Consider the following 1,454-nt stretch of genomic DNA (forward strand, 5'->3'; position numbering starts at 1 on the left):
GAGGCGGCAGAATGAACGGCCCCGCCTTAGGTCCTTTGATGTCACGTACGGTTGACATGACCCATGGCGCCGGCGGGCGCGCCAGCGTCCAGCTCATTCAGTCGGTGTTTCTGAAGTACTTCGCCAACCCGTTTCTCGATCAGGGAAATGACGGTGCTGACATCGGCAGGGTGACTGGGCGTCTGGTCGTGACAACAGATGGCCACGTCATTTCGCCGCTGTTCTTTCCGGGCGGTAACATCGGTTCGCTCAGCGTGCATGGCACGGTTAATGACCTCGCCGTCATGGGCGCCAAGCCGGTGTGCCTAACCGCCGCCTTTATCATCGAAGAGGGTTTCCCGATCGAAGCACTGGAAGCCATTGCCTCATCCATGGGCCGCGCAGCCCGCGATGTCGGGGTGCCGATTGTTACCGGCGATACCAAGGTCGTCGGACGCGGGCAGGGGGATGGCGTCTTTATCACGCTGACCGGCCTTGGCTGCGTCGCCGAAGGCGTCCGCCTGTCCGGAGATCAGGCGAAGCCCGGCGATTGCATTCTCATTTCGGGTACAATTGGCGACCATGGCATAGCCATCATGTCGAAACGCGAGAACCTTGAGTTCGAGACGGAAATTCTGTCCGACAGCCAGCCCTTGCATGACCTTGCTGCTGCCATGCTCGAAGCCGTGCCCGGTATCCGCGTCATGCGCGACCCGACCCGTGGTGGCCTCAGCGCGACACTGAATGAAATAGCCCACCAATCCGGCGTTGGCATGTCCCTGATCGAGCGCGACATTCCGGTCAGGCCGGAAGTGCATGCCGCTTGCGAACTTCTTGGCATTGATCCGCTCAACGTCGCGAATGAAGGCAAGCTGATCGCCATTTGTGCCCCGGAAGAAAGTCAAAAGCTGCTCGCCGTCATGCACGCCCACCCGAGGGGTAGAGCTGCCGCACTGATCGGCACGGTTCTGGCGGATGCCAATTGCCTGATCCGCATGAAGACCGGCTTTGGTGGCAGCCGCGTGGTTGATTGGATCGCCGGCGAACAATTGCCGAGGATTTGCTGAACAATGCGCATCCTCATGATCACCCATAGTTTCAACTCGCTGGCCCAGCGCCTGCATGTGGAACTGCGTGCGCATGGCCATGGGCTATCAGTGGAACTCGACATCAATGACGATGTGACGATGCAGGCCGCAGACTTGTTCCAGCCTGATATCGTCCTCGCTCCTTTTCTCAAACGTCGCCTACCCGCGTCTCTCACCAGCCGCTGCATCTGCCTGATTGTCCATCCTGGCCCCGAAGGTGATCGCGGACCTGCGGCGCTGGATCATTCCATTCTCGACCAGCGCGGGAGCTGGGGCGTAACCGTGCTGCAGGCAACAGCTGAATATGATGCCGGGCCTGTTTGGGCCAGCGCCGACTTTTCGATGCGCAAGGCGCGCAAATCCAGCCTTTATCTCAACGAGGTTGCC

2 protein-coding genes are annotated in these 1,454 nt (G+C 60.0%); both read left to right on the forward strand.

The features are described 5' to 3' along the window. Positions 1-38 precede the first annotated feature (38 nt). Positions 39-1,046 carry a hydrogenase expression/formation protein HypE gene (gene hypE, locus A3AY_RS0107545; RefSeq protein ID WP_018325074.1) on the forward strand — a complete coding sequence of 336 codons (1,008 nt, stop codon included), beginning with the start codon at positions 39-41 and terminating at the stop codon, positions 1,044-1,046. A gap of 3 nt (positions 1,047-1,049) precedes the next feature. Further along, a partial coding sequence (locus tag A3AY_RS34685) for a hydrogenase maturation protein (protein ID WP_040668298.1) occupies positions 1,050-1,454 on the forward strand: 405 nt, incomplete at its 3' end.

Origin of the sequence: Rhizobium giardinii bv. giardinii H152, from assembly GCF_000379605.1 — a bacterium.
In the GTDB taxonomy this organism is placed as follows: Bacteria; Pseudomonadota; Alphaproteobacteria; order Rhizobiales; family Rhizobiaceae; genus Pararhizobium; species Pararhizobium giardinii.

Excerpts from the sequence above, each read along its gene's own strand:
- hypE (WP_018325074.1), top strand. The coding sequence starts at position 39 with ATGTCACGTACGGTTGACATGACCCATGGCGCCGGCGGGCGCGCCAGC.